Source organism: Chloroflexota bacterium, assembly GCA_020161265.1.
Classification (GTDB): domain Bacteria; phylum Chloroflexota; class Chloroflexia; order Chloroflexales; family Herpetosiphonaceae; genus Herpetosiphon.
On record JAIUOC010000002.1, the window covers coordinates 64138 to 84769 of the forward strand.

Annotated in this window: 19 protein-coding genes; 6 read left to right on the plus strand and 13 right to left on the minus strand. The window is 48.9% G+C overall.

The genetic code is table 11. The annotated features are described in order from the left end of the window. Positions 1-873 (minus strand): STAS domain-containing protein, encoded by an 873-nt coding sequence (locus tag LCH85_04600; GenBank protein MCA0351254.1) that lies wholly within the window; start codon positions 871-873, stop codon positions 1-3. 219 nt (positions 874-1092) lie between these two features. On the opposite strand from LCH85_04600, the gene rarD reads away from it, so the two are divergent. Continuing rightward, a complete protein-coding gene (rarD, locus tag LCH85_04605) occupies positions 1093-1977 on the plus strand; it encodes an EamA family transporter RarD (GenBank protein MCA0351255.1) in 885 nt (294 codons plus the stop codon). Positions 1978-2043: 66 nt separating this feature from the next. On the opposite strand, the gene LCH85_04610 is transcribed toward rarD, so the two are convergent. Beyond that, the gene (locus LCH85_04610; GenBank protein ID MCA0351256.1) at positions 2044-2514 is read right to left on the minus strand and encodes an SRPBCC family protein; all 471 of its coding nucleotides are present in this window, start codon (positions 2512-2514) and stop codon (positions 2044-2046) included. A gap of 195 nt (positions 2515-2709) precedes the next feature. On the opposite strand from LCH85_04610, the gene LCH85_04615 reads away from it, so the two are divergent. From LCH85_04615 to rdgB, 4 genes are all read left to right on the plus strand, one after another. Further along, a complete protein-coding gene (locus LCH85_04615) occupies positions 2710-3150 on the plus strand; it encodes a GNAT family N-acetyltransferase (protein ID MCA0351257.1) in 441 nt (146 codons plus the stop codon). A gap of 129 nt (positions 3151-3279) precedes the next feature. Further along, the gene (gene ilvA / locus LCH85_04620) at positions 3280-4512 is read left to right on the plus strand and encodes a threonine ammonia-lyase (protein ID MCA0351258.1); all 1233 of its coding nucleotides are present in this window, start codon (positions 3280-3282) and stop codon (positions 4510-4512) included. Between the two features lie 47 nt (positions 4513-4559). After that, the gene (locus LCH85_04625; GenBank protein MCA0351259.1) at positions 4560-5366 is read left to right on the plus strand and encodes a Cof-type HAD-IIB family hydrolase; all 807 of its coding nucleotides are present in this window, start codon (positions 4560-4562) and stop codon (positions 5364-5366) included. A gap of 11 nt (positions 5367-5377) precedes the next feature. Beyond that, complete coding sequence (rdgB, locus tag LCH85_04630; protein ID MCA0351260.1) at positions 5378-5977, plus strand: RdgB/HAM1 family non-canonical purine NTP pyrophosphatase; 600 nt, start codon at positions 5378-5380, stop codon at positions 5975-5977. A gap of 569 nt (positions 5978-6546) precedes the next feature. On the opposite strand, the gene LCH85_04635 is transcribed toward rdgB, so the two are convergent. The 8 genes from LCH85_04635 to LCH85_04670 all read right to left on the minus strand — a co-directional run bounded on the left by LCH85_04635 (position 6547) and on the right by LCH85_04670 (position 15982). Further along, positions 6547-7395: a hypothetical protein gene (locus tag LCH85_04635; protein ID MCA0351261.1), complete on the minus strand. Its 849-nt coding sequence runs from the start codon at positions 7393-7395 to the stop codon at positions 6547-6549. A gap of 368 nt (positions 7396-7763) precedes the next feature. Next, a complete protein-coding gene (locus LCH85_04640; protein ID MCA0351262.1) occupies positions 7764-7964 on the minus strand; it encodes a plasmid pRiA4b ORF-3 family protein in 201 nt (66 codons plus the stop codon). Positions 7965-8398: 434 nt separating this feature from the next. Then, positions 8399-9520: a spermidine/putrescine ABC transporter substrate-binding protein gene (locus LCH85_04645; protein ID MCA0351263.1), complete on the minus strand. Its 1122-nt coding sequence runs from the start codon at positions 9518-9520 to the stop codon at positions 8399-8401. A 35-nt stretch (positions 9521-9555) separates the two neighbouring features. Then, positions 9556-10434 (minus strand): ABC transporter permease, encoded by an 879-nt coding sequence (locus LCH85_04650; GenBank protein ID MCA0351264.1) that lies wholly within the window; start codon positions 10432-10434, stop codon positions 9556-9558. Further along, positions 10415-11278, minus strand: coding sequence for an ABC transporter permease (locus LCH85_04655; protein ID MCA0351265.1), 864 nt, complete (start codon positions 11276-11278; stop codon positions 10415-10417). The genes LCH85_04650 and LCH85_04655 overlap by 20 nt, the downstream gene beginning before the upstream one ends. Positions 11279-11336: 58 nt before the next feature. Beyond that, positions 11337-12437 (minus strand): ABC transporter ATP-binding protein, encoded by a 1101-nt coding sequence (locus LCH85_04660; protein ID MCA0351266.1) that lies wholly within the window; start codon positions 12435-12437, stop codon positions 11337-11339. Positions 12438-12568: 131 nt separating this feature from the next. Continuing rightward, positions 12569-13507, minus strand: a complete 939-nt coding sequence (locus tag LCH85_04665) for a nucleoside hydrolase (protein ID MCA0351267.1) — start codon at positions 13505-13507, stop codon at positions 12569-12571. A gap of 117 nt (positions 13508-13624) precedes the next feature. Next, positions 13625-15982 carry a glycoside hydrolase family 31 protein gene (locus LCH85_04670; GenBank protein ID MCA0351268.1) on the minus strand — a complete coding sequence of 786 codons (2358 nt, stop codon included), beginning with the start codon at positions 15980-15982 and terminating at the stop codon, positions 13625-13627. 143 nt (positions 15983-16125) lie between these two features. Between LCH85_04670 and LCH85_04675 the strand changes: the two genes are divergently transcribed. Further along, a complete protein-coding gene (locus LCH85_04675) occupies positions 16126-16464 on the plus strand; it encodes a hypothetical protein (GenBank protein ID MCA0351269.1) in 339 nt (112 codons plus the stop codon). Between the two features lie 85 nt (positions 16465-16549). Here LCH85_04675 and LCH85_04680 read toward each other — a convergent pair whose 3' ends face one another. The 3 genes from LCH85_04680 to LCH85_04690 form a co-directional block, all read right to left on the minus strand. Then, the gene (locus LCH85_04680) at positions 16550-17149 is read right to left on the minus strand and encodes a 50S ribosomal protein L25 (protein ID MCA0351270.1); all 600 of its coding nucleotides are present in this window, start codon (positions 17147-17149) and stop codon (positions 16550-16552) included. A gap of 143 nt (positions 17150-17292) precedes the next feature. Then, on the minus strand, positions 17293-18453 hold the full coding sequence (rpoD, locus tag LCH85_04685) for an RNA polymerase sigma factor RpoD (protein ID MCA0351271.1): 1161 nt from the start codon (positions 18451-18453) through the stop codon (positions 17293-17295). Between the two features lie 318 nt (positions 18454-18771). Beyond that, a complete protein-coding gene (locus LCH85_04690) occupies positions 18772-20397 on the minus strand; it encodes a DUF87 domain-containing protein (GenBank protein MCA0351272.1) in 1626 nt (541 codons plus the stop codon). Between the last annotated feature and the right edge of the window lie 235 nt (positions 20398-20632).

Here is a 20632-nt window from a genome sequence, read left to right on the forward strand (position 1 = left end):
TTAATGATAGCGCTCAACCGTGGCATAGGCCACACCACTTTGCAAATTGCCGCGTACAATCAAGTCGTTCAGATTCACGCCCAAGCCAACCAAGGTTTGGGCAACTTCTGGGCGAATGCCAGTTAAAATAACCTGACCGCCAAGCAAACGTACCGATTGAGCAGCTTGAATCAGCACATGGGCCACTTGAGTATCAACAATCGGCACCCCAGTAATATCCAAAATGGCAAAGCGGGCCGTCATGTGACTAATCCCATGCAGCAAGGTTTCCATCATCTGCTGTGCCCGCCGCGTATCGACCGCCCCAATCAGCGGCATAATCACTACGCTATCGGTAATTGGAATTAATGGAGTTGAAATATCGGCCAGGGCTTCCTGTTGGCTATTAATAATCGCCTGCTGCTCCATCATATGGCGTTGGGCTTCGAGCACCTGCTTTTGCTCGGTAATATCGGCGACCTTGATACACAAAATATCGTTGGTAAGCGGAATTGCTGAAAGCTGAGCAATCCGAACCCCAATATCTGGCACTTTGACGGTTAATTCATTCAAATGCACCATCTCACCTGAATCAAGCGCATGCTGATAGCGTTCAAAAACCATTGGCGGAACATCGGGGAAAATATCTTTAATCAGCTTGCCAACGTGGAGGCGCATATCAATCGGCGCATTGGGCATCAAACCATTGGTAAAAATTAAGCGCAGCGAGGTCGGATCATCGGGATCTTCGCGTTGTAACAAATCGATGCCAATTGGCAAGCGTTTGACCAGATTTTCAAATAACTCGGCTTGGCGTTGGGCGTGGGCTAATTGGGCCTGTAATTCGGCAATTTGGGCCTGGAGTGCGGCGGAATCTGATGCTGAATTGCTCATGTCAACGCTCCAAGGTTGATACAAAGGAGTTCAACGATCACGACGATGCAGCGAGTGGGTCAGCCAACAGCGAAATCATTCAGATATGCAGGTTATTGTATGCGATGCTAGGTCTTAAGCATAGCATGATTTTGCCAAAAATCAGCGATAATGCAGCAATTAGCAATTGTACTTTGGCTGAACCATCAACCACAGTAGGCTTCAAATGGGAGTGTTGGCATGAAACGGGGAATTCTCTACGCTGCCGGGGCTTATGCATGTTGGGGATTTTTCCCGCTCTACTGGAAGTTGCTGCGCAGCGTTCCAGCGTTGGAAATTTTGGCGCATCGCATGGCGTGGTCGTTGGTATTTGTGGGTTTGTTGGTGGTTGTGCGCGGCCAAATGGGCCAATTTTTGCAGGTTTTGCGCAATCGGCGCACAGTTCTCATCTATGCGACCAGCGCTTTTTTGCTGGGTATCAACTGGTATGTCTACATCTGGGCGGTTAATGCCAACCATGTGGTCGAAAGTAGCCTTGGCTATTTTATCAATCCTTTGGTAAATGTAGCACTGGGCATGTTGTTTTTGGGCGAACGAGTGCGGCGCTGGCAGGCCATGGCAATTGGTTTGGCCACCATCGGCGTGGTCTATCTCACCGTAGCACTGGGTGTTTTACCATGGATCGCCCTAGCCTTGGCGTTTACCTTTGGGTTTTATGGCCTAATTCGCAAAACTGCCGCTTTGGATTCGTTGCAAGGTCTCGCGTTGGAAACAGTCGTCTTTTTCGGGCCAGCGGCGGGCTATTTGCTCTGGCTCGAAACCCAAGGCAAAGCCGCTTTTGCCCATCAATCGTGGACAGTCAGCTTGATTTTAGCAGGGGCAGGCATTGTGACAGCGATTCCATTGTTGATGTTTGCTGCTGGGGCACGCCAAATTCCCATGACGACCTTGGGGTTATTGCAATATATCAACCCAACCATGCAATTCAGCCTTGGAGTGTTGCTCTACCATGAGCCAATTTCAGGCACAAAATTGATTGGTTTTGCAATTATTTGGATTGCCTTGGCATTGTACAGCTTCGAAAGCTATCTTAATCGTGGTCAAACGGTAAAAACATCAGGTTAATGGAAAATCCCACACCCCAGCGCCCGCCACCATAGCAGAGGATTCAGGGGTGTGGGAACATACAGTTTAGTTAGTTTGGACACGATATTGGTTGCTGCGCACATATTGATTAAAGGTCTCAAATTCGGCCAAATACATCTTGCGTAACAAGCCAGGTGATAAAAAGCGCTCGATCAAGCCCATCAGGCCAGGTTTTGGCTCAGACCGAGTGTGCAAGGTTAGCTTCGAACGATTTTCACCATCAGGCGTAACCGTAAACGTGGTGATAATCCCCAAATCGTAATCAGTTTCGACTAACACACTGCCCGGGCTTGGCTCAGTCACATGCATGCGCATGGTTTGCTTACGGCCAAACGCCTCAGTTTCAGTAACAAAAATCGTGCCCTTGCCAATGCCACCTTGCTCAACCGTCAGGCTTTTGAAATATTGCTTGGGCACAATATGTGGATGCCCATCGCGATAATCGGCAATAATTTGATAAACCAGGTCGGCGGGGGCTTCGATCTCCCCGGTAATTTCAAAAATAATTGGTTTCATAGCGCTTAGCTCCTCACTAAAATACTTAAGCATTAAAGGCTACTATCGATCAAAAATCAAACAGACCTAATTCAGACGAAGCAGGAACCCGATCTGTGACATGCTCATTAATGCGTTATTCTAGGTCGAATTATGGTACGATACTAGCTACCATAGTCGGATATTAATTGTGTGCAGCCGCACAAAGGAGTTGCGATGCAAATTATCCAAGCAAGCTTGGATGAACTTGAGCGACTTGTGCCATTATTTGATGGCTACCGCCAATTTTATCGTCAAGCAAGCGATCTTACAGCCGCCCGCGCTTTTTTGCACGAAAGGCTGAGCAATAACGAATCGATCATCTTTTTGGCGCAAACTCCTGAGGCTGGTTTAGGCTTCTGCCAACTCTACCCTAGTTTTTCATCGGTTTCAATGCAACGTTTATGGATTTTAAACGATCTGTTTGTGGCAGAGCAATCTCGTGGTCAAGGTGTGGCCTCAGGCTTGCTCAATGCGGCTCGTGATTGGGCCGTTAGCACCAATAGTAAAGGCCTCGTATTAGAAACCGAAGCGACCAATACAAGCGCGCAACGGCTCTACGAGCAGCATGGCTGGCAACGCGATCTGACCGAGTACTATTACTTTCTCAATGTTTAACTGTTGTTCAATCGTTTACCGACTAGCCAAAAACCCAAAGTGGCTATGGTACAATAGCCCCATTGACTCGCAATGATGCGGGTCAATCCTCATTGTGGAGGAATTGAACTCACCATGGTAGAAAAGTCTATGCCAACGATTGATGACATTTATGCCGCAGCCCATGTTTTAGGCTCGATTATCACCCAAACGCCGCTCTTGCCAGCCGAACAACTGAGCCAAGAGCTTGGTGGCCAAATTATTTACAAAGCCGAAAATACTCAACGTGCTGGTTCGTTCAAAGTGCGTGGAGCGTATACCAAAATCAATTCGCTCTCGGACGAAGAAAAAGCCCGTGGCGTAATTACCCATTCGGCAGGCAACCATGCCCAAGGCGTGGCCCTCGCCGCTCAATTGAATGGCATTAAAGCTACTGTCGTGATGCCGGAGTTTGCTCCATTGGCCAAAATTACGTCGGCCCAACGCATGGGCGCAGAGGTAATTTTGCATGGGGCTTCGTTCGATGATGCTGGGTCGTATGCCCGCGAACTGCAAGCCCAAACTGGCGCAACCTATGTTCATGCCTTCGACGATCCCTTTACAATTGCTGGCCAAGGCACGCTCGGCTTAGAAATTGCCGACCAATTGCCCGACCAAGGCGGCACGGTCGTCGTACCAATCGGTGGTGGTGGGATGATGGCAGGGATTGCCCTCGCCTTGCGTTCGCTGCGCCCTAATGTACGCTTGATCGGGGTGCAGGCGGCAGGCTGTCCTTCGATGATCGCCTCGCAACAGGCAGGCAAGCCAATTGCTGTGCCCCATGCCGCGACCATCTGTGATGGAATTGCGGTCAAACGCCCAGGCGAATTGACCTTGCCAATTATCAATCAATTGGTTGATGATATCGTCACCGTTGATGACGATGCAGCAGCGCGGGGCTTAGTGCATATTTTGCAATATAGCCGTATGGTGGTTGAGGGAGCCGGAGCAGTTGGCGTGGCCGCCTTGCTTGAAGGAGCAATTCGCTTGCGACCAAATGAGCCAACGTTGGTGGTGCTCAGCGGTGGCAATATCGATGGCAACTTCCTTGCTCGGATTATTGAACAAGTGTTGGTCAAACAAGGTCGCTATTTACGCGTTCGGACCAGTGTCCCTGATCGTCCGGGAAATCTCGCTCCCTTAGTTAATGCCATTGCCCAAGCTGGTGCGAATGTCATCGATATTAGCCATCGGCGGGCAGTTTGGCAACTCCCACTTGATCGGGTGGGAATCGAGATGATTCTCGAAGTGCGCGATGAAGCGCATGGCCAATCTATCATTGACATGTTGGAAACACACGGCTATCACATCGAGCGTTTTGGCCAGCGTGTGTGGCCGGTGTAATCGATGGTTGATGCGAATCTTCGCATGAACTGTCTACGGTAGGGCTTATGCCAATTCGAATGATTGCAACCGATATTGACCTTACCCTGCTTGATGATCGCGGCCAATTGCCCCCGACCAATATCGAGGCGTTGGCCTTGGCTGCTCGTCAAGGGATTCGCGTGGTTTTAGCCACTGCCCGCCGTCGTGAAGCTGCTCAAGAAGTTGCTCAGCGTTTGCATATTCCAACTGCGCTGGTTTGCCATAATGGTGCCCGCGTTTGGGATGAACGTGGGCGCGAAATTGCCCATCACACCATCGATTTGGAGTTGGCGCAACGTATCGCGGCCATGGCCGATAAACGCAGTTTACCAGTGGTTTTCACGATCGATGAAACCAATTTTGTCACGGCCCAAGCGAGCAATTTAGTCGGCTCACGCACCGTTTGCACGCCGGTATCATCCCTTGAATTGATTGTGCGGCTGGCTCCCACTCGCATCTTATGCCATGGCGAGTTAGCAACCCGCGCGGTTGAAGAGATTTTGGGGCGTAATTCGCAATTACAGCAATTTCGCTATTTGCGCAGCACTGGCGAGGTTTACTCAGCAGTTATTTCCCATGCCGAGGCCACCAAAGAACGGGCCTTGGAACATCTCTGTCAGGCCTGGAGCATTCAGCAAAGCGAGGTACTGGCAATCGGCGATGCTGATGCTGATGTAGGAATGTTGCGCTGGGCCGGAGTTGGGGTTTCATTAACTGGTAGTATGCAACAAGCAATCGAGGCCGCCGATTGGGTTGCGCCTTCAGCACGCTTCGGCGGGGTCGCCGTTGCAGTGCATCGCTATGTTTTACAACATCAAAATGTCCGTTCCTAGGGTAAGGATGTATGCAAAAGCTATTAATTGGTTCAAATAATGCCCATAAAGTCGGTGAACTGCGGGCGATTTTCAGTGGCTTGCCATTTGAATTGCTGACGTTGGCCGATGCAGGCATCGATTATGAGGTTGAGGAAACTGGCACAACCTTCGTTGAAAATGCTCGTTTGAAGGCCGAAACCTATGCTCAAATCAGTGGCTTACCAACCTTGGCCGACGATTCAGGACTGGAAGTAGCGGCACTTGACGGCAAACCTGGCATCTATACGGCCCGCTGGGCATTGCCCGACCCAACTAACCCACATCGGGCCTACGCTCGGGTGTTGGAAGAACTCAAAGGCAAGCCCTTCCATGATCGGATTGCCCGCTTCGTCTGTGTGATTGCGATTGCCTGGCCTGGCCAGCCAACTGAGGTGGTTGAGGGTATTCTGCCTGGGGTAATTGCCGAGGAGCCTCGCGGTGTCGGTGGTTTTGGCTATGATCCGGTGTTTTACCTTCTGGATTATGATAAGCATTTGGCTGAACTTGACCCTGAAGAAAAAAACCGTATCAGCCATCGCGGCCAAGCCTGTGCCCTCGCCCGTGAAGTCTTAGATCGTTTGGCCAAGTAGGGATCAGTTGTCAGGGGTCAGGATTTAGTCCATCTATTGGCTCCTGACCCTCGTGTCCCTGAATTCTTGACCTCTAATTTCCAAATTGGCTTATTGGCTTGGAGCTATCGTAACAATTTCTGCTATGCCTAATAGGGGTAAACCCAATGTTGGCGGTGAACGGCAAAGTATGGATTTTAGGGCATTCTGGCGGGCTATGTTCGCCATATACTGATGCTTACAGACATTAAATAGAGCGTTTATATGCAGGGTTATCAGACCTCATGAGCGCTCAAATAGGCCATTCATGTCTGATAATTCCATGGATCAGACATAAAATTACTCCGTTATGTCTATTCTGCCGCATACCGCACGAATATTGGTTCTAGCCCATAAAACAGCGTGACATCCATTATGGTATCCAAACCAAGGCCAGTTTCATATGGGTCGGCAAAGCACCATGCCCGCCTCGTCGGTGAGGAAACCCATCGTGGTATTCCTGTCCTTAGCAGACGCTCCCATGGACGTATCAGCTAGAACCGAATAGCATTGTCCATTGCGCGATCATCATCGCCGTTCTCGCTATCGCATCAACGGTTCGCTTTGGTATCACCAAACAACCGCTTGAGGATACGCGCTTTGGCCCAATCAGTCACGAAATACCGCGATGAACGCACATCACCGGCTCGCGTTTCTTTTTTTGCGATGATATTTAAATCACATAATGTTTGGAAAATCGTCGCATTCCGAAATCTGATTTGAGAAACATCTCTGTCATATTCGACGGAATCAAACAGTACAAAGAGGCCTAATTTATCTAACCCATTAATAAAATCAATTCCCTTCTTTTTATTAACGAGTCTTGTTATGCCATACTTGAGTATCCGATAAACGCTATTAACAACGACAACGACCGTTAAACCACCTGCAATAAACATCCCCCAGAGGATAGTCGCTTGATACCTATCCAGCGCAGGATCTAAATACAAGATACTCCCACAGCTGATGATACTGAAAAGACTAATTTTCAGTGACCGTCCATGGTTACGCATGAACGCAGCCAAAAACGGTATCCGACTATTAACAAGTCTTGTTTCGCCATGGCGTAGGAGACGATGAACGATCGTGACACAGACAACGACCGTTAAACCAACCGCAATACATATTCCCCAGAGGATAGTCGCTTGATACAGATCCAGCGAGGGATGTCCATACAAAATACTCCCACAGATGACGATAGTGAAAAGACTGACTTTCAGTGACCGTTCATAGTTGCTCATGAACGCCGTCAAAAACGGTATCCTATCACGCATCGATGCTCCTCCAGAAACAACGCCCAACCCCACAATGTTTCCATCCAGCCGCACCATGATGCGTTTTAGGGCATAAGCATACCCAACAATGATGCTTAGGAAAGTATACGACTGATTATTGTCCAATGAGTGATCCAACGATACCACTATTATGCCTCAAAAAGTGCCACACGCGCAGACGTAGCGAACAAAAAGACCATTGTTTCATGATCGTGCGCTCGACTGCGGAAAACGGGGGTTTCAGCCTAGCCATCATTAAGCACGTCCGTTCGCTGCACTATTTCAGGGCCAGCTGTGCTCCATCCGTGGGAGGATCAGCCATGCGCTCTAAATCGGCCTCAGGATAGTACTTTGCCACCTTCCGAAACAGCACGCTTTTCCCACGCTCAATCGAATAGTAGTAGTAATATTGGCCTTTATGATGCCAAGCACAGCTGACAATAATCCCCTCGTGTGGAGTCCGATTCTGTGCGTTCAGCCGTACCCGAACGCGATCAGCAACCGAAAACTGGGGTTGTGGGAATCCAGCATCCATCCCTGATCCTCCTGATACCGTGGGAACCCTTCACGCATCTGCGTAGAGACGAATAGTCATCGCCAAAGATACTAAATCGATGCAAATGACAATCTTCCCACTCGAAGGCGATCTGAATGTAGGTGTACAGCTCATCTAAGGTGGTATTACTCTTAACCACCAGCCGCCGTCAAATACGCGGCGTGACATCTTCAATCGTGATGACAAGCTGATAGACACACGGCAAGGCGGTGGCGCTGCTCGGTACAAGAGGTCGATGCTCGCCCACATACGCGAGCATCGCTGACAATGGCAGAATGATTTGTTGGATAATCAATCATTGCTAGGCCTGCGGGCTAGACCAACGCATCCCATGCCAGCAAGCTCGCTCGTTCATTGGGGGCAAGCATCAATCGGTGATACATACACACGACATGGCAGCGTAATCGCGCTGCCGTGTCGCGTGCTGGCGGCGTGCCGCCCACGATCCTGCTACGATGTTTTGTTTTATCGAAAACGCCGCTTGACAATCATCATGGTATCTCTCTAATAACATCCCAAGCCCGAATCGCTAACCTGATCCCTCATCCCTGACCCCTGATCCCTAAAACAACTCTACTGCGATTTAACCGCCGACCAAACATCGGAGAAGGCCGTAGCATTTTGGCCTTTGCGCAACCAATCGAGCCGTTTGCGATCTTCAGCGCTCGGCTTGATCTTGGGATACACAGCCTTAAGTTCTTCACCGATCAATGGTTCGCCTTTGACGTTGGGAGTTAACGCACCAGTAAAATCGGCAACTTTGGCGGCAATTTCTGGCCGATTCATAAAATCAATAAACACTTCGGCAGTATATTGGTTGGGCGTGCCAGCCACAATCGCCATAGTGTCTTGCCAAATCACGCCGCCCTCTTGCGGAATCACCCACTCGATGTTTTCATTATCGATCATGGCCAAACCAGTGTAATTATTCCAGGATTGGGCCAAAACGACTTCACCCGAAGCCAAATCTTGATAAACATTATCGCTATTGTATTTAGCTAATAACGGTTTTTGCTCAATCAAGACTTTTTTGGCAGCTTCGAGATCAGCAGCATCACTGGAGTTGCGATCTTTGCCCAAGAACAGCATGGCCGCGCCAATTACCTCGCGCTCGTCGTTGAGCATGCTCACGCGACCTTTGTAGGCGCTCAATTGAGCAGTATCAAACAAAATTGACCAACTGGTTGGGGCTGGCGAAACTGCGGTTTTATCGTAGGCAATCCCCGTGGTTCCCCACAAGTATGGCACTGAAAATTCATTGTTTGGGTCGTAATACAAACCCATATTGGCTGGGTCGATATTGGCAATGTTGGGAATATTAGCCAAATCAATTTTGGCCAAATAGTTGCCCTCAGCCAACAACGCCACCATATAATCTGAAGGTTGAATCAAATCGTAGCCTGAATTGCCAGCGCGAATTTTGGCGGCCATTTCTTCGTTCGATGAATAGGTATCAACCGTAACCTTGACCCCAAACTCACTCTCAAACAGTTGTGGCACATCTTCGGGAACATACTCGCCCCACGCATAAATGCGCAAGGTTTTGCTCAATTTGCTGCGATCAACCGAGCCAGAATTCGAGCCAGTGGCCGTACCAGCAGGCGCAGTTGTCGGAACAGCGGTTGAGCTGGCTTCGCCACAGGCCACCAACAAACTCAACACCATGAGCACCAGCCCAAAGCGACGTAGTTTCATCAATCAGACTCCTTAAAACACACTAGTAGCAATAATTAGCCTTGGCGACGGCGTTGCATCCACAACGAAGCCACAACCAAGGTCGTTGAAGCAAGTAACATCAAACTTGAAATTGCATTAATCTCCGGCGAAATCGATTTTTTAATCCGCCCATAGACCTCGGTTGTCAAGGTGTTGACTCCTGGGCCACGGGTGAAAAAGGTCACCACAAAATCATCAAGCGAGAGAGTAAACGAGAGCAATGCGCCGCCCAAAACCCCAGGCCCAATCAAGGGAAACTTGATGCGCCAAAAAGTTTGCCATGGCGTTGCGCCCAAATCGGCAGCAGCTTCTTCCAAGCGCCGATCAAAATTAGCCAAACTGGTGCCAACCACCACCGTCACAAACGAAATATTAAAGGCCACATGCGAGATAATCACCGTCCACAGGCCCATGGCCAAATTTAAGCCGATTAGCGCTTGAAATTGGCGAAAGGCCAAGGTAAAGAACCCTAAGAGCGAGACAGCCATCACCACATCAGGAATAATCACTGGCAGATACAGCGCAGTATCAAAGGTTTTGCGCCCCCACCAACCACGTTTTTCCAGCGCCAAGGCGGCCAAGGTGCCAATTGTGGTCGCAATCAAGGTCGAAGAGCCAGCAATTTTAAGGCTCGTCCAGAGGGCATCGCCCAACCGAGCATCGGCAAATAGCTCGTTATACCATTGCAGCGTGAAGCCCTGCCATTGCGCCCCAACTTTGGCCGCGTTGAACGAAAACAACACCAGCACAATAATCGGCACATACAAGAAGGTATAGACGAAAATCGCATTCAGCGTTAGCGCCCATGTCCCCCAAGGCATGTGCCGTTTGGCAACTGGGCGCGAACGCCCGTGCTTGGTTTCGATGCGCTTATCAGCCAGGATTTTCGCCATCATTCACCTCCCGTGTGGCTTTGAAATAGAGCAAGATTGCGCCCAAGAGTAACAGCATAAAAATCATCGAAATCGCTGAGCCATAGGCCCAATTCGAGGCCGAACCAAATTGCAAACTCAAGGTATTACCAACCATATTCACGCTCGTGCCGCCCAAAATATCTGAGACGGCGAAGGTGCCAACGGTTGGCACAAACACCAAAATTGAGCCAGCCGTAATGCCTGGCAAGGTTTGGGGCAAGAGCACACGCCAAAATGTTTGAAATCGCCCAGCGCCTAAATCGCGGGCAGCCTCAAGTTGCACCCAATCAAAGCGTTCGAGCGCCGCATACAAAGGCAAAATCATATACGGCAATTCGCCATAGATTAGCGCCATAATCACCGCACTGGGGCTATTGATAATTTGCAATGGCCCTAGATCAAATTGGCCTAAAAAGCGATTGAGCACGCCATTATTGCCAAGCAACACTTTCCATGCGTAAATCCGCACCAGAAAGTTCGTCCAAAAGGGAATCATAACCGCAAGCACCAACACGCCACGAATTTTGGGGCTACGGGTTGCCATAAAAAAGGCCAAGGGATAACTGACCACTAAGGTGATCGCAGTTACCACCAGGGCAATCCAAGTCGAAAGCCAGAGCGTGCGCCAAAACGCACCATCAGCAAACAGCTTTTGATAGTTGGCCAGCGACCAATTCCAGAGCACCGTGCCATCGTCGGCGCGGCCTTGAAATGAATAAATTAAAATGAGCACCAAGGGAGCCAAAAAGAAGAAGCCCAGCCAAATCAGGGCAGGCGAGGCTTGCAACCAGGCACGGCGTTGCTCAGTTCGTGCATTATACATAGTTCCCCCATGGATGTTGTTTGGGTTGCCCAAACCAACAAACCTGAGCAGAGTACAATTAACGTTCGAGAATGAGGCTATTTTGAGTGGCCCATGTCACATACACTGGGTCGCCAGCAGTATAATATTGGTTTGGATCAAGCGTCGAAACGGTGTTGGCTTCCCATACATCAAACGGCGAACCATCAGGCAAACGCACAATAATCCGCGTATCAGAGCCAATATAGGCGACACGCTCAACAATCGCAGCAAATACATTTGTACCTTGGGGCTGTTGGCCTTCAACCAATCGGACTTTCTCAGGCCGGACGGCCAGCACCGCATGATCGCCAGCAGCAACCGGAAACATGCCAGTACCCACCACCCGCACACCGCCGTCAGTCTCCAAAGTTACCGCGCCGTTTTCAACCGCCAGCACCGTACCATCAATAAAATTGCATTCACCAATAAAATCGGCGACAAACCGCGTTTTGGGGCGTTCATAAATTTCGGTAGGCTGGCCGACTTGCAGCACCTTGCCCAGTTCCATCACCGCAATCCGGTCACTCATGGTCAAGGCTTCTTCTTGATCGTGGGTGACAAAGATAAAGGTAATGCCCAAGCGCTGCTGAATGCTCTTGAGTTCCAATTGCATTTCTTTGCGCAGCTTCAAATCAAGCGCGGCCAAGGGTTCGTCGAGCAACAAAACTTCTGGCTCATTGATCAAGGCGCGAGCTAAGGCAACCCGTTGTTGCTGACCACCAGAAAGTTGCTTCGGGCGACGATCGCCAAATGTGCCAAGTTGCACCATATCCAAGGCTTGCTTCACCCGCGTGGCAATATCGGCCTTGTTGATATTTTTCATGTGCAAGCCAAAGGCCACGTTTTCGGCCACCGACATATGGGGAAATAGCGCATAACTCTGAAAAACCGTATTGACATCACGGCGATTGGCTGGGGTTTCGCCCATCAACACACCTTCAATATAAATGTCGCCACTACTGGGGTTTTCAAAGCCAGCGATCATGCGAAGTAATGTGGTTTTACCACAGCCAGAGGGGCCAAGCAGCGAAAAAAATTCACCGTCCGCGATCTTTAACGAAATATCACGAACGGCTACGCTGCCGCGAAATTCTTTAGTTACGTGGTCGAGTTCCACCGCCCAAGTGGGTGTGTTCATTGCAGTGCCTGCCTCCTTAGTGCGCGAACCAACCCGCCTGAATCATGCACAATGCATACCATTTGGATGCTGAATTATACACTGTTTTTATCCTATTCTAGATCTAGGGTAGCTTGGTGCACCTCAGGGCTTTACTTGGCAACACCATTAACAATCTGCCAAAAATGTTGCTCAAAAGAGGTTCGATCAACTCCAATGCACACATCAACTAAGGTTCCATCAGCAGCTTCGACCAAACGGCCTTGCTCAGCACCCGCCGTTTCAACAACCTTTAAGAGCATTGGTTGATATTGCACTAACTCAGGATGCACCGCCACAAACGCCGCTAGTGGGTCCCAAAAATACAATCCATGCTTAGGCGAAAGTTTTCGCATCCGCTCCAAGATCTGTTTGATATGTGCAGCAATCGCTGTGTTGGGGGTTGACTCAATCAATTCAAAAAAGCTGGTTCCGACAGGCACGCTATTGGTCACATCCAACGGAACCAAGGTGATTGGCAGGCCTGATTCCAGTACAAGCCGCGTGGCATACGGGTCGATATAGATATTCCATTCAGCCGTCAGATTATTCGTGCGAATGATGCTATCAATATTGCCAGCCACATGCACCGCTCCACCCATAATCACCAACCGCTCGATCCGCGCGGCAATTGTGGGGTAAAGTTGCAATAATTCGCCAATATTGGTCAAAGGGCCAATGCAAAGCAGGGTGATTGGCTGCTCACTACCTAATAATTGTTGCAGCAGCAGATCAAGTGCTGATAACGTTTGGGCTTGTCGCACTTTAGGCACGGGCAGCAACAAGCCCACATCCATGGCCCAACGCAAATACCAAGGAAAGCGGTTATTGCCGCGTAATGGTCGCTTACGCCCCGCCCCAACCGGCACAGCCGCATGCCCAGCCAAGCGCAACAAGCCATGAGCACGCTTGATTGCAGGATTAGCATGCGCCTCACCTGTCGCTGCAACGGTAATCGCCAATAAATCAATTGCAGGATGACATGCCACATAGCCTAAAGCCAACCAATCATCAATTGCAAGATCGCTATCAACAATTAAGCGTAATCCCACAGCGCTGACTCCTGACTGAGCATTCCTCACCTCTAGCATTTTCATACTATGGCAGACGAATTGGCTAGAGGTGAGAAACCAGAGGATAACTCGTTCATCGTTGCGCGATGGTCGGCCTTACAACTGCACCTCAAGCGTGTGGGCCAAGCCATCGTCAGCAAAACTCACGGTTGTCGCGCCTTCGGCGTAGACCCATTCGATTGCATTCGTATCAAACAAAACTGCTTTGGGCGGCAACGAATGCAGATTCACCACGATCGTGCGCGGGGCAGGTTGCCAAGCACCTTGACGGGCAGCAACTATCAACCTAATTGCTTGCTCAGTTTCAACACAGCTAAACATTGTGGTCGCTGCTTGGCCCTGTTCATAATCGAACGAGATGCCATCGTCCTCGTAGAGCGTCCATTCGCTTGTGCCGCTAGGGTAAACATCAAGGGTTAAAGGATCAAGCGGGGCTTCACTAGTGTAGTTGAGCACTGGGCCGAGGGTCAAAATCGCCCCACCTCGCACATACAGCGGCAAACGTTCAAGCGGCGCATGCACCAAAATATGCTGCGAACCCTTGATTCGCTCACCCGTCCACCAATCGTACCACTCACCAGCTGGCAAATAAACCGAGCGATACTCAGCTCCAGGCCGTACAATCGGTGCAAGCATTAATTGCGGGCCACACAAAACCTGATCATGTAAGGCGTGCGTGGTCGGATCAGTTGCAAATTCATATACCAATGGCCGAATAATTGGCGCACCTGTGGTTGAAGCCTGATAAAACAAACTATACAAATAGGGCAATAAACGATAGCGCAAACTAAGGTAAGTCCGCGCAATCGCTTCGGTACGTTCGCCAAACGCCCACGGCTCAGCTGGACGTGTACCTGAACATGAGTGCCCACGGCAAAATGGTAAAAATGCCCCAACTTGAACCCAACGTGCCCATAATTCCGGCGAAGCATTGCCAAAAAATCCGCCAATATCCACGCCAACAAACGGAATTCCTGAAAGCCCCAAGTTGGCAATTTGTGGCAACATCATTTCTAAATGTTCCCACAATGCCGAATTATCGCCAGTCCAGAGGGTTGCCCACCGTGATAAGCCAGCAAAACCTGAGCGAGTTAATACAAATGGTCGCTCATTCGGGCGCAATTGACGTAAACCTTCATAGGTTGAGCGAGCCATTAACAAACCATACAAATTATGCACTTCGGCGTGAGTTACACGCTCATCGGCAGATCCTTGCGGAGCATTCAGATCGATCGTACCCCCATTGCCACCACCTTCGCTAAAAGGTCGGTCAAACACGGTTGGTTCATTCATATCATCCCAAATGCCGCGTACTCCAGCATCGATTAAGCTTTTATGTAAATTTCCCCACCATTCACGCACATCAGCCCGCGTAAAATCAGCAAATGCGCTATCATCAGGCCAAACATAGCCACTGAATAACGTCCCATCAGCTCGCTTAATAAAATAATCGTTGGCGATTCCTTCGGCAAATACTACATAATTTGGGTCAGTTTTGACTCCAGGATCGATGATTGTTACCACATTAAAGCCATCGCGAGCCAAATTTTGCAATAATTGGGTTGGCTGGGCAAAACGTTCAGGATGCCAAGTAAAAACCCGATAACCATCCATATAATCAATATCAAAATGAATCGCATCGCAAGGAATATTACGAGCACGTAATTCATCAGCAATTGCCTGCATCGTCATACTTGAATCGTAGCCCCAGCGACTTTGATGATAACCAAGCGCCCAATAGGCCGGTAAGGGCATTGCTCCCAATAATTCACGCCAAGTAGCGGTAATTTCGGCAGGTGTTGTACCCAAAACCACATAATAATCGAGATCTGGGCCTTGCGTTTTTAAGCTCAACAATGCAGCATCAGCCGCCCCAACATCAATACTTGAGCGAAATGATGTATTGAAAAACACGCCATAGCAAAGATTAGGCTGCAATCCCATAAAAACTGGCATCGTCGCATACATATTATCAATGCGTGGACTATGGTGCGGTTCGGGATCGAGTGTCCAATTTAAAAAATGCTGACCTGTTTTTTCAAGCCAGCCAGTGCGTTCACCAAAACCATAAAAATGCTCAGAATTATAAATTTGCTTACTAACAACCCATCCATCGGCGTTGTAGCTTGCTGGCGTAACGTCACTAAAAAATGGCTGCTGATCCAGATTGTTAAATGTAATTCGGCCATCAGCATGTGCAACATTTACTTGTAGCTTTGTCGTCTCAATCCTGGTTGAATCTGAATTTTCTGAAACCGACCATACAAGTGCATCCCATGCATCATCAGCGCGATTAACCGCCCATGAACGCCGTGCTAATGGTGCATCATTACTAATACAAACCCGAATAAGCTGTTCGCTACAGATGCTGATGCGAATTTGCTGATTTGCACGTTTAAACAAACAGCTACGGGCATCACGTTGATCAAGTGTAAACATTGATGAATGTTCCATCACAATTCCTCCAAAATTGGCCAAATCGAAACAAAAAAACTTGACACAAAGCAGAAATCTATATACGATAAGGCTATACAGAGCAAGAATATTGAGAATGGCGTGTCGTCACAAGCATAGTATCATTTTCGGAGGCTAAAACCATGGCAGAATTTACACTCTGGTCACCAGAAGAAATGCAAGAACGGGCAAAACCAAAGCGTGCCGTTCAGCGCGAAACCCGCGAACGCATTATTGCCGAGTATACCAATTATTTCCAAAACGCTAAAGCTGGTTTTGGTGGTCAAGTGGTATTAGGCGATGACGAAGACAAACGCAAGTTGCGAGCACTAGTACGCGAAGCTGCTAGCCGTAGTAACCTTGTATTACGCTTCCGCCCAATCAAAGATAAAAACCGGATTGAATTTTTGGTGATCGACCCACAAAGCCAACCAGCTCGTAAAACTGGCGCTCGCCGTGGCCGCCCCAAAAAGAAAAGCTAAATAGATTAAAAAAGGATGTGGCATACACCACATCCTTTTTTTGGATTTAAAAAACCCCTATGGATTAATCCACAGGGGCATTTAATTATTCAGCAGCAGTTTCAGCGGCTGGAGCTTCTTCAGCTTGTGGATAACCCAAGGTCAAAATCAAGGTTTCAACATCATCGAGAATTTCCACGGTAGCTGGCAAGCTCAAATCTTTAACCAAGATTTGTTGGCCAACTTCAGTCAAGCTGCTTGCATCAATATCAATTTGATGTGGCACATCGCCTGGCAAAGCCCGCACCCGAATCACTGATTGAACCAAGTTCAACACAGCGTTGCCACGGCTCACCAAATCGTTTTCGCCTTGCAATGCAACGTGAATATCCAATTCAACTGGCTCGTTGACATCAACAACCCGCAAGTCGGCATGGATGATCCGATTGGTGACTGAGTTGCGTTGGACTTCCAACAAGAAGGCAGCTTGGCGTTTTTGGCCAGGGATGCTCAACTCGATCAAGCCGCTATAGCCAGCTTGGTTGATCACTTTGTTAAATTCACGTTCGTCAACTTGGGCTGAGTAGGGTTCGATCCCACGGCCACAAATACCGATTGGCAAAATACCTTGGTCGCGCAAGCTTTGAACCTTTTTGCCGGTAATTTCACGCGGCTGGAGTGCCAACCGTAGAGTTTCGTTCGCCATTGCTATGCTACTCCATGTAGAGTTAAAATAATCTTAGATCGCTGCAAAACTGCGATAGTGTACCATAAAACAGGTTGTTACGCAAAAAATCAACCCAACGCCACGTTAAATGTGCGCTGGGTCGGTAGTTTTAGCGCCATTCGTTAATCAAGATAGCCACGTAATTTCTTGCCAAGGTGGGGGTGACGGAGTTTACGCAAGGCCACAGCTTCGATTTGGCGAATCCGTTCGCGGGTAATGCCAAATTCTAGCCCAACTTCTTCGAGAGTACGGTAGCGGCCATCTTTAAGGCCATAGCGCAATTGAATTATTTTGCGTTCGCGCTCAGGCAATTTTTGCAAAACTTCTTCAATTTGTTCGCGCAACATGGTCATGGCCGCAGCATCAACTGGGGTTGAAACTCGATCATCCTCAATGAAATCGCCCATGCGGCCTTCGCCTTCTTGGCCAACTGGCATTTCTAGCGAAAGTGGGTGCATCGAGGCTTCCAAGGTGCGACGCACTTTCGAGGCGGTAATGCCCATCGCTTCGGCAATTTCTTCGGGCGTTGGTTCGCGCTGCATAGTTTGTTGCAACTTATGCGACGTTCGCTTAACTTGGCTAATTGCCTCGCCCATGTGCACAGGCAAGCGGATGGTGCGGCTTTGGTCGGCGATCGCCCGCGTAATTGCCTGGCGAATCCACCACGTCGCGTAGGTTGAGAACTTATGGCCCTTGGTGTAATCGAATTTCTCGACTGCCCGCATCAAGCCAATATTGCCCTCTTGCACCAGATCCATCATGGTCAAGCCATATGAGGTATATTTTTTGGCAATCGAAACCACCAAACGCAAGTTGGCCTGAATCAAATGTTGACGAGCCGCTCGGCCAGTATCGATATGGCGTTTTAATGAAATCCGATCGCCATGTTCAAGCATGCCGTCATCTTGCAGCAACGTATCGTTGGCGGCGTGAGCCACTTCCATCTTCTTGGCCAGATCGACTTCTTCCGCCGCAGTCAGCAATGGTACTTGACCAATTTCTTGCAAGTACATGCGCACTGGGTCGTCGAGCGCAATATCCGAAAGATCAGGCAAGGCTCCGTCGAGGTCGTGATCACTATCAAGATCTAAATCGAGATCGAGGTCGGCAACGTTGGGCGCTTCATCTGCATCAACAACCTCGATCCCCGCTTCTTCGATTTGTTCGTAGAGGCTTTCGAGGGCTTCGATATTCGTTTCTGGCTCTGGCAACACGCTGAGAATGTCTTCGCGTTTGATGCGGTTTTGATTTTTTGCCGCAAGCTCCAGTAGCTTGTCAATCATTGAAATGGCTCCTCCGAGGTTGAGTCGCAGGCAAGATGTTTCTATCTAAACTAATGATCGAACGCCGCCCCCCAAGCATCGGCACGAGGCGCGGCGACAGTTTATCTATACATGCCTGAATGCTAAGGCAAATTGTGGCAATCTCATCGCGGTATTGTGCGTGCTGTGATGCCGTTGCTCGTAAGAGCAACAGCATTTAGCCACTCATTTCACTATAGCATTGTTCATAGTTGATCGTCAACCCTCTCGAAGTACTTTTTAACTAGCAATCTCCATCTTTTGACTGATCACGTTTAGGAAGAATGGATTATTGCACACTTAAAATAATTCGTCAGCTTCTTGATCGATCAGTTCTGGGGTGCGCGGTCGCAAACTTGGCCCACGTCGATTACCCTGCATCATCGCTTCATAAAAGGCTTTATCATAGGCTCGGGTACGCATCACCACTGGCATCGGCACAGCATGGCCCAACATCATGGCTTGCTGGCGCGAATCAAGCGAGGCCAACACGGTTTTCAAGCCTTTCGAGCCACCAACGCCCATAAATACCGCATCAATATCGCGATCATCGTTGAGCAAGGCGGTAATTCGCGAACCAAGTTGGCTCATCACTTCGTTATCAATCGATGATGGCCGTTGATCAACCACCAACAATGTGACCGAATACTTGCGTAATTCGCGGGCAATTTTGCCGAAAATGGTTTGCTTGGCCAAGCTGGGTGTAAGAAAATTATGCGCTTCCTCAATCGTAATCATCAGTTGCGGCGGTTTATCGCTCGATTTTTTTGTGGCAAGGAAGGTTTCGGTACGCCGCACCCATTCATCATAAATCAGGCGCGTCAGAATATTTGAAACCAACATATAGGCCAATTCACTGCGATATTGACCAAACTCTACCACTACATTTTTACCAGCCAACAAGGCATCAATAATTTGGCGAATTGATGATTGGCTCGATTTGCGAGTGACAAATTTGAGTTGCTCAAGCTGGGCTAATTTGCGCGAAAGTGCCGACATCGATGACATATTCGCGCCAGTCGATTCGACAAATTCCTTGAGTTGTTCTGTATCTAATTCACGCAGTTTTTGAATCCAATCGTCGCCAAAACGCTGAGCACAAATAAAGGCCGATTCTGCCGCAGTCGGATTGAGATTCAGCGCATCTTGCAATAATAAAATATCATCAACCCGAATTTCATTCAGGCCAATCGTAATATCACCATCGTATTTTACTCCGCGCCGCCGTGACGACTCAGGATCAAGCGTGTAGATATAGACTTGGCCAGGAAAAAGCTGTGCTAAGCCCTTAACTTCTTGAATCTTATCCTCGGTTGTACCGCTCCAGCCATATTCGGAGTGCATATCAAAAATCAAATTACTCGCAGCATTATGTTTAATTACGCCGCATAATAATAAACGCGTTAAGAATGATTTACCTGTGCCCGATTTACCAAACACACCATTCGAACGCTCAACAAAGCGCTCAAGATCGATACAGACTGGGACATCCATATCCAAAGGCGTGCCCATTTGAAACTTGCCATCGCCCTCAGCCCCAAACACCAAGCCAAAATCATCCTCGCTGGCCTCGTAAATTGGCGCAAAATGGGCAGGAATAGTCTTAACTGGGCGGGGTGTTTCGAGTGAATCTTCGGGCAACATCAATTGAGGGGTTAATTTAAATGTGCCATAGGTGTTACGCCCAGCCAAAATCTCACGCAACAACGGGTGCTCATCATCCGGCGGATCAGCCAAAATCGAAAGGCTAGTAGCGGCCAGTTGCACATCGGTCAACATTGAAAAAAAGCGGTTTTGGCGGCCTTGCACCACCATAAATTGACCAACGCGCAAACGCTCAATTTCGTAGCGTTCATCTAAACGGGCGGTTAGGCCTTCCAATAATGAGCCACTGGTTACTAGCCCAATCCGTGTTGCATGTGCCATACTCAAAAACTCCGTACAAACTCGGTACCTCATTTTAGCACATCTGCGCGACTGCAACAATGCAGGTTTGCTGGTCAGGGTTTGATCCACGAAGAGCACGAAGACTGAAACCACGAAGGCCACGAAGAGCGCGAAGGGTTCTATTCCCAAAGCTTCATCCCTCATCCTTTTATGCCTCATCCTTTTATGCCTCTGCGTTAAAACGTTACTCCTTTTTTGACTTTTGATTTCTGTC

Bases quoted from the DNA above. Each gene is read 5' to 3' on its own strand.
- LCH85_04690 (MCA0351272.1), bottom strand. From the start codon at position 20,397: ATGGCACATGCAACACGGATTGGGCTAGTAACCAGTGGCTCATTATTG.
- rpoD (MCA0351271.1), bottom strand. From the start codon at position 18,453: ATGATTGACAAGCTACTGGAGCTTGCGGCAAAAAATCAAAACCGCATC.
- LCH85_04655 (MCA0351265.1), bottom strand. From the start codon at position 11,278: ATGTATAATGCACGAACTGAGCAACGCCGTGCCTGGTTGCAAGCCTCG.
- rarD (MCA0351255.1), top strand. From the start codon at position 1,093: ATGAAACGGGGAATTCTCTACGCTGCCGGGGCTTATGCATGTTGGGGA.
- LCH85_04615 (MCA0351257.1), top strand. From the start codon at position 2,710: ATGCAAATTATCCAAGCAAGCTTGGATGAACTTGAGCGACTTGTGCCA.
- LCH85_04645 (MCA0351263.1), bottom strand. From the start codon at position 9,520: ATGAAACTACGTCGCTTTGGGCTGGTGCTCATGGTGTTGAGTTTGTTG.
- rdgB (MCA0351260.1), top strand. From the start codon at position 5,378: ATGCAAAAGCTATTAATTGGTTCAAATAATGCCCATAAAGTCGGTGAA.
- LCH85_04670 (MCA0351268.1), bottom strand. From the start codon at position 15,982: ATGGAACATTCATCAATGTTTACACTTGATCAACGTGATGCCCGTAGC.
- LCH85_04610 (MCA0351256.1), bottom strand. From the start codon at position 2,514: ATGAAACCAATTATTTTTGAAATTACCGGGGAGATCGAAGCCCCCGCC.
- LCH85_04675 (MCA0351269.1), top strand. From the start codon at position 16,126: ATGGCAGAATTTACACTCTGGTCACCAGAAGAAATGCAAGAACGGGCA.
- LCH85_04625 (MCA0351259.1), top strand. From the start codon at position 4,560: ATGCCAATTCGAATGATTGCAACCGATATTGACCTTACCCTGCTTGAT.
- LCH85_04600 (MCA0351254.1), bottom strand. From the start codon at position 873: ATGAGCAATTCAGCATCAGATTCCGCCGCACTCCAGGCCCAAATTGCC.
- ilvA (MCA0351258.1), top strand. From the start codon at position 3,280: ATGCCAACGATTGATGACATTTATGCCGCAGCCCATGTTTTAGGCTCG.
- LCH85_04650 (MCA0351264.1), bottom strand. From the start codon at position 10,434: ATGGCGAAAATCCTGGCTGATAAGCGCATCGAAACCAAGCACGGGCGT.
- LCH85_04660 (MCA0351266.1), bottom strand. From the start codon at position 12,437: ATGAACACACCCACTTGGGCGGTGGAACTCGACCACGTAACTAAAGAA.
- LCH85_04680 (MCA0351270.1), bottom strand. From the start codon at position 17,149: ATGGCGAACGAAACTCTACGGTTGGCACTCCAGCCGCGTGAAATTACC.